At 62.1% G+C, this 7,500-nt stretch carries 4 protein-coding genes, 1 tRNA gene and 2 rRNA genes (1 of these 7 only partly in view); all 7 read right to left on the reverse strand.

Annotated elements, in window-relative coordinates; all coding sequences use genetic code 11:
• Window positions 1-638: GntR family transcriptional regulator (locus EOA60_RS03500; RefSeq protein ID WP_164899178.1), on the reverse strand; the 638-nt coding region annotated here is incomplete at its 3' end.
• Between the two features lie 169 nt (window positions 639-807).
• Window positions 808-1,449, reverse strand: a complete 642-nt coding sequence (locus EOA60_RS03505) for a ThuA domain-containing protein (RefSeq protein WP_095823606.1) — start codon at window positions 1,447-1,449, stop codon at window positions 808-810.
• Between the two features lie 204 nt (window positions 1,450-1,653).
• Complete coding sequence (locus EOA60_RS03510) at window positions 1,654-2,829, reverse strand: acetate/propionate family kinase (protein WP_095823607.1); 1,176 nt, start codon at window positions 2,827-2,829, stop codon at window positions 1,654-1,656.
• Between the two features lie 59 nt (window positions 2,830-2,888).
• Window positions 2,889-5,270, reverse strand: a complete 2,382-nt coding sequence (locus EOA60_RS03515) for a phosphoketolase family protein (protein WP_127335398.1) — start codon at window positions 5,268-5,270, stop codon at window positions 2,889-2,891.
• 570 nt (window positions 5,271-5,840) lie between these two features.
• Window positions 5,841-5,917: transfer RNA gene (locus EOA60_RS03520), tRNA-Met, on the reverse strand.
• Between the two features lie 210 nt (window positions 5,918-6,127).
• Window positions 6,128-6,242: ribosomal RNA gene (gene rrf / locus EOA60_RS03525) — 5S ribosomal RNA — on the reverse strand.
• A 319-nt stretch (window positions 6,243-6,561) separates the two neighbouring features.
• Window positions 6,562-7,500 (reverse strand): 23S ribosomal RNA (locus EOA60_RS03530); it runs 1,990 nt beyond the window's last position.

Consider the following 7,500-nt stretch of genomic DNA (forward strand, 5'->3'; position numbering starts at 1 on the left):
TGCGCCGACAGCGCGCGCGATTGCGCCTCCATCAACGGATTGGTGACCAGGAAGGTGGCGCGCAGGGCAGCTTCCAGCATGCCGACCAGCCCCTTGAGCACGACATTATGGCTGGCGGCGATGACGCCCTTGTGGAAGGCAAGGTCCGCCTGGCAGACCGCGTTGAGGTCGCCCGGGATATTGTCGCGCATGCCGACGACCGCGCGTTCGATTTCGGCGAGATCGGCGGCGCTGGCGCGCCTTGCCGCAAGCTCGGCCGCCGCCGGCTCGAAGATGCGGCGCGCCTCGAGCAGGCCGGAAACCAGCTCCTCGTCATCCTGGATGGAAGGGTGCCAGCCGAGCACCACCGGGTCGAGCAGGCGCCAGCTGTCGCGCGGCAGCACGCGCACGCCCGCCCGCCGCCTGGCCTCGACAAGACCTTTCGCCGACAGCACCTTGACCGCTTCCCGAACCGAGGTGCGGCTGACGCCCAGCATGGCGCAGAGCTCCTCCTCGCGCGGCAAGGCTGCACCGGGAGCATAGTCGCCGCCCAGGATGCGGCTGCCCAGCACGCTGACGACGGCGTTGTGCACGCTTGCGCCGCCCTGGTCGACCGAAGGCATCCACCCGGTTGCGTCCGAAGGAACGATATTTTCCACGCAATCCTCTCCCGATAGAGCAAGTTGCTGCCGGCAGTTGTATGAAAGCTTACGTCTTATGTAAATCACTCATTCATATGATCTGTCATGATCATAGGAGCGGGTCGGTGATGCTTTCGGTTCGGGAAATCCGGCCGCCACCGGCGTCAGCCCGCACCGACGGGCGCGTTCAGCGCGCCGCCCACACAAGTCCGCGGCGCAGGATGGTGCGCATCTGCGGCACCTCGAATTCCTTGGCCGCATGGCCGAGCGACGAATAGAACACCCGCCCTTTGCCGTGCCGGCGCTTCCAAACCACGGGCATGACAACGCCGGCGATCCACGGCGCGTGCTCGCCCGAGAAGGTGGTGGTCGCCAGCACGTCGTTCGATGGATCGACATGCATGTAATATTGCTCGGAGCGGTATTGGAAATCGTCGATGCCTGCCACGATCGGGTCGTCGCGCCGCACGATATTCACACGATAGTCGATGATGTTGCCGGGATGGGCGACCCACTGGCCGCCGCACATGAACTGGTAGTCCGTCGATTCGCGAAACGCGTCGCCCATGCCGCCGTGATAGCCGCCGAGGCCGACGCCGTTTTCGACCGCTTTGGTGAGGTTCGCCTCTTCGGCCTTGGCGAGCTTGGACATGGTGTAGATCGGCACGATCAGGCTGAGGTCGGCGATCGCCGGGTCGGCGAACACCGCGGTCGTATTTTCCAAGCGCACGGCAAAGCCTTGCTCCTCAAGCATCGCTTTGACGACTCGCGCCCCGGCTTCGGGTTCATGCCCTTCCCAGCCGCCCCATACGATCAGTGCCTGCCGCATCTTCCGCTCCTTATGCATTTGGCCGCGCGGCCGGATATAGGGCAGCGAGGCGCCGGGCTGACCATCGCCGAGTCGAGCTTGAAGGGAAAGTGACGCGAACGAAAACGGCCCGCGCGACGCCCGATCGCCCGACGCTCGTCCTGGTTCAGCGGAAGCTCTGCGCCAAGTTACCGAGCTAATCCCTGCGATCCTGCCGCGGGCAGATCAGACCGTTTCGAGGTCGAGGAGCTCCGTGGCCACGGCACGTTCCTCGTCGGCCGGAATGACAAGAACATCGACGCTGGACTCTCGCGCGCTGACCAGCGCTTCGCCGCTGCGATTTAAACCATGGTCGACCACGACACCAAGCCAGGCAGCAGCCTCGCAGATCTCTTGCCGGATCTGCCATGCATTTTCGCCGATGCCGGCGGTGAACACGAGCGTGTCGAGGCCTCCAAGCGCGGCCGCGAGCGATCCGATCTCACGTCCGGCGCGATAGACGAAGAGCGCGACGGCACGCGCCGCCGCCGGGTCTTTCGACCCAAGCAGCGCCTGCATGTCTCCGGAAATGCCGGATACGCCCAGCAGGCCGGACTGCTCGTAGAGCAATTCGGTCACTCGGTCGGCCGACAGCTTGCGCTCCTGCAGAAGGTGCAGGATCACGCCAGGATCGATGGCGCCGCAACGGGTGCTCATGACGAGGCCGTCAAGCGTCGAAAAACCCATGGTCGTGGCGAGGCTTACTCCTGCCTTCATCGCACACAGGCTCGCGCCGCTGCCGAGATGGGCGGCAATCGTTCGGCCACCGGCAGCGTCGCCGTAGCGCTCGCGGAGCTTCGCTGCGATGTGCCTGTAGGAGAGCCCGTGGAAGCCGTAGGAGACGATGCCCTGTTCCGACATCTCTCGCGGCAAGCCATAGAGCCTGGCAAGCTCCGGCCGCGCCGTGTGAAAGGCCGTATCGAAGCAGCCGACCTGCTTGGCTTCGGGCAAAAGCCGACCGGCCAGTTGGACGATCTCCAGGTTGATCGCCTGATGGATGGGTGCGAGCGGCTCAAGCCTATGCAGCGCGTCGAGCGTGCGCTCGTCGAGCAAGGTCGCTTGGGTAAGTTCTTGCCCGCCATGGACGATGCGGTGCCCGACCGTGCCGATCCGGCGCAAAAGAGCGTGATCCTCGAGATAGGAAACTATGGCCTCGAACGCCTTTGCTATCCCGATCGGTTCGTCCCCCAGGCTCCTGTCGATTTCGCGTGACAATTCTGAGGGCGCGACATGCAATCGTGGATGATGTCCGATCGACGACACGCTGCCGCGCACCAGCAGGTGAAGCTCGTCTTGCTGCTGAAACACGGCGAACTTCAGGCTTGAGGAGCCGCCGTTGAGGACGAGAATGGCATCGGTCATGGTCGGCCGGTCCCGGCCAATCGTGCGCTCGTCCATTTGGCCTGGCGCTTCGGCATCGACTACTGCTCCCATTTCCAGCCGAGGACCTCGGGCATGTCCTGCCCATGCTCGCGGATATAGGCCCGGTGCTCGATCAGCTTGCCTTCCATCGCCTGCTTCAGCCGGATATGCGCGCCGGCCGGCTCGGGAATGCGGTCGAGCACGCCCAAGACGAGATGATAGCGGTCGAGGCCATTGAGCACGGTCATGTCGAAGGGCGTCGTCGTCGTCCCTTCCTCATTGTAGCCGCGCACGTGGATGTTGTCGTGGTTGGTCCGCCGGTAAGTCAGGCGATGGATGGTCCATGGATAGCCGTGATACGCGAAGATGACTGGCTTATCGGCCGTGAAAAACGCGTCGAATTCACGATCCGACAGGCCGTGCGGGTGGTGTTCCTTGGGCTGCAAAGTCATCAGGTCGACTATGTTGACCACCCGCACCTTGAGGCCGGGAACGTGGCGTTTCAGAATTTGGACCGCGGCCAGCGTCTCGAGCGTCGGCACGTCGCCGGCGCAGGCCATCACCACATCCGGCTCTGCCCCGCCGTCGATCGACGCCCACTCCCATATGCCGATACCGGCCTTGCAGTGGACTTTCGCCTCGGTGATCGACAGCCACTGCCAGGAATTGGCTTTGCCGGCGACGATCACATTGATGCGGTTCCATGTCCGAAGCACATGATCCGTCACGCAAAGCAGGCTGTTGGCATCCGCCGGCAGATAGACGCGCACGATGTCCGCTTTCTTGTTCAAGGCGACATCGATGAAGCCCGGATCCTGATGGCTGAAGCCATTGTGCTCCTGCTGCCAGACATGGCTCGACAACAAATAGTTCAAGGACGCAATCGGCCGCCGCCACGGCAGCTTGCCGCAGGCATCCAGCCATTTCGCATGCTGGTTGAACATGGAATCGACAATGTGCGTGAAGGCCTCGTAGCAGGAGAACAGGCCGTGCCGGCCGGTAAGCAGATAGCCTTCCAGCCAGCCCTGACAGGTATGCTCGGACAGGATTTCCAGAACCCTGCCTTCGCGGCCGAGATGCACATCTTCGGGCAGAATCTTTTCCATCCAGGCGCGCTCGGTCACCTCGAAGACGTCCTGCAGCCGGTTCGAAGCCGTCTCGTCGGGACCGACAATGCGGAAGTTTTTGGCGCTTTGGTTCAATGCCATGACGTCGCGCAGGAAACCGCCCATCACACGGGTCGACTCTGCTTTCACGCCGCCGGGCTGCTGGACAGATACGGCATGCTCTTGCAGGCTTGGCAGTTGGAGGGAGCGGCGCAGCAGGCCGCCATTGGCATGCGGATTGGCGCTCATGCGTCTGCCGCCTTGCGGGGCAGTGGCGCGGATCATGGCCACTGGCGCGCCCTCGGCATCGAAAAGCTCTTCGGGCCGATAACTTCTCAGCCACTCCTCGAGCATCTTCAGATGCGCAAGGTTTTCGGCGAGACCGGAGAGCGGAACCTGATGCGCGCGCCAGAATCCTTCGGTCTTCAGCCCGTCGACCTCCTTGGGGCCTGTCCAGCCCTTCGGGCTTCTAAGGATGATCATCGGCCATTTCGGCCGGCCGTCGGCAGTCTCTCCGCCGCTGCGCGCCGCCTGCTGAATTGCCTGGATGCGGTCCAGCGCATCGTCGAGTACGACAGCCATCCGCTCATGCATCAGGGGCGGATCGTCACCCTCGACGAACAGCGGTTCGTAGCCATAGCCGACGAATAGCGCCCGCAATTCTTCGTCAGAGATGCGGGCGAGAATGGTGGGACTGGCGATCTTATAGCCGTTGAGATGGAGGATCGGCAGCACCGCGCCGTCCTGCGCCGGGTTGAGGAACTTGTTGCAGTGCCAGGATGTGGCGAGCGGGCCGGTTTCCGCCTCGCCGTCGCCGACGACGCAGGCGACGATAAGATCCGGGTTGTCGAAGGCCGCGCCAAAGGCATGCGAAAGCGCGTAGCCGAGCTCGCCGCCTTCATGGATCGACCCGGGCACATCGGGAGCGGCATGGCTCGGGATGCCTCCCGGAAAGGAAAACTGCCGGAAGAGCGTCCTCATTCCGGCCTCTTCGAGGGAAATATCCGGATTGATCTCGCTATAGGTGCCTTCGAGATAGCTGTTTGCAACCATGGCCGGTCCGCCATGGCCGGGGCCGCAGATGTAAATGACGTTGACATCGCGAAGTCTGATCGCGCGGTTGAGATGCGCGTATATGAAGCTGAGGCCCGGCGAGGTTCCCCAATGCCCAAGCAGCCTGGGCTTGACGTGCGCCAGCCGAAGCGGCTCGCGAAGCAGCGGATTGTCGAGCAGATAGATCTGCCCGACGGTCAGGTAGTTGGCGGCACGCCAGTAGGCATCGATGTCGTGCAGCTCCTGTGCGGACAAGCGATTGGTGCTGGGATGCGTGGTCATTTCCGACTCCTTCGCTGTTCCAAACTCACCCGGCTGAGACACAACGCATGGACGTCGCCGCCGGTTCATGACCGGTCGGCGCCGCGAGCGGGCCCCATTGCGACACGCGGCCCACTGCCAGCACATGAACTGGTAGCGTCGATGCGCGAAACGCGTCCGGCAATGCCGCGTTATAGCCGCCGAGGCCAGCGCCGTTTCGACCGCTTTGGTGAGGTTGGCCTCTTCAGCTTTGCAAGCTTTGCACCATCAGGCCGACTTCGGCACCGCCGGCTCCGCGAAGGCCCCGGTGGTGCTTTCCACGCGCACGGCGAAGCTCTCCTCCTCGAGCATCGTTCCGACGACGCACGCCCGGGCGACCATCGCAGCAAAAAGTCGAGTCGAGCTTGAGGGCAATGTAGGGCCGCAAACGCAAACGGCCTGCGTTGGCGGGCCGGTCTGGATTGGTGTGGGGATTTGGCTTTTCTGCCGGCGCTGCGTCGGTTCGCTGCTTGCGGGCCTGATGACCGCTCACATTCGCCGGCCAGTATGGCCAGCTACAAAAACGCCCGCACGAGGCGGGCGTTTTTGGATTGGTTGCGGGGACAGGATTTGAACCTGTGACCTTCAGGTTATGAGCCTGACGAGCTACCGGGCTGCTCCACCCCGCGTCACCATAGAGGTAAGTTTGCGCTTACCGTATTCAAGGGACCGCCCAATGAAAGGGCCGCTTGCGCGGCCCGGGATCCCGTTTGGCGGGCCTCATGCATGTCGCTCAAAAGTGTTAGCGGTTTTGAGGCAACGACATGCATCACAACAATCGCAAGGAGAAGATTTGTCTGCATCCGGATCCGGATGTGAGATGAACGTGCGCTTGGCAGACCTGGCAGCGACCTACTCTCCCGCGTCTTGAGACGAAGTACCATCAGCGCTGGAGCGTTTCACGGCCGAGTTCGGAATGGGATCGGGTGCAGCCGCTCCGCCATAACCACCAGGTCGGCGAAACGCACGTTCAAATCGAGAAGCTGTTCAAGCGCGATCCGAGGATCGTCGCCAAGCGCGATCCGAGGATCGTCGCCAAGCGCGATCCGAGGATCGTCGCCAAGCGCGATCCGAGGATCGTCGCAGCGCGATCCAAAGGATCGTCGTTTTGTGCCAAGGCGACGTCTGCGTTTTGCCTACGGGCGAAGCCCGCAAGCGCGACTGCGCGTCGCCGGTCGTCCGGCGCCCTCGCGGAGCATAGGCCCGTAAGGGCCGCTCATGCGTGAGCGCTGGCAGACCATCCGACTTTGTCGGATGGATATTAGGAATGAGAACGATCAAGCCGATCGAACTATTAGTACCGGTAAGCTTCAAGCGTTGCCGCTCTTCCACACCCGGCCTATCAACGTGGTCGTCTTCCACGGTTCTCAGGGAATACTCGTTTCAAGGTGGGTTTCCCGCTTAGATGCCTTCAGCGGTTATCCCGTCCGGATATAGCTACCCTGCAATGCGGCTGGCGCCACAACAGGTCCACCAGAGATCCGTCCATCCCGGTCCTCTCGTACTAGGGACAGATCCTTTCAATATTCCTACACCCACGGCAGATAGGGACCGAACTGTCTCACGACGTTCTGAACCCAACTCACGTACCGCTTTAAATGGCGAACAGCCATACCCTTGGGACCTGCTCCAGCCCCAGGATGCGATGAGTCGACATCGAGGTGCCAAACAACCCCGTCGATATGGACTCTTGGGGGTCATCAGCCTGTTATCCCCGGCGTACCTTTTATCCGTTGAGCGATGGCCCTTCCACACGGGACCACCGGATCACTATGACCGACTTTCGTCTCTGCTCGACTTGTCAGTCTCGCAGTCAGGCAGGCTTATGCCATTGCACTCAGCGAACGATTTCCGACCGTTCTGAGCCCACCATCGCGCGCCTCCGTTACTCTTTAGGAGGCGACCGCCCCAGTCAAACTACCCACCATACATTGTCCCGGACCCGGATAACGGGCCGCGGTTAGACATCCATAGTGATAAGGGTGGTATTTCAAGGGTGGCTCCACCTGAGCTGGCGCCCAGGCTTCAAAGCCTACCACCTATCCTACACATGCCACTACGAATGCCAATGTAAAGCTATAGTAAAGGTGCACGGGGTCTTTCCGTCTAACCGCAGGAACCCCGCATCTTCACGGGGAATTCAATTTCACTGAGTCTATGCTGGAGACAGCGGGGAAGTCGTTACGCCATTCGTGCAGGTCGGAACTTACCC

This window comes from Mesorhizobium sp. M1A.F.Ca.IN.020.06.1.1, assembly GCF_004023265.1.
Lineage (GTDB): Bacteria > Pseudomonadota > Alphaproteobacteria > Rhizobiales > Rhizobiaceae > Mesorhizobium.

Bases quoted from the DNA above. Each gene is read 5' to 3' on its own strand.
- EOA60_RS03510 (WP_095823607.1), bottom strand. From the start codon at position 2,829: ATGACCGATGCCATTCTCGTCCTCAACGGCGGCTCCTCAAGCCTGAAG.
- EOA60_RS03505 (WP_095823606.1), bottom strand. From the start codon at position 1,449: ATGCGGCAGGCACTGATCGTATGGGGCGGCTGGGAAGGGCATGAACCC.
- EOA60_RS03515 (WP_127335398.1), bottom strand. From the start codon at position 5,270: ATGACCACGCATCCCAGCACCAATCGCTTGTCCGCACAGGAGCTGCAC.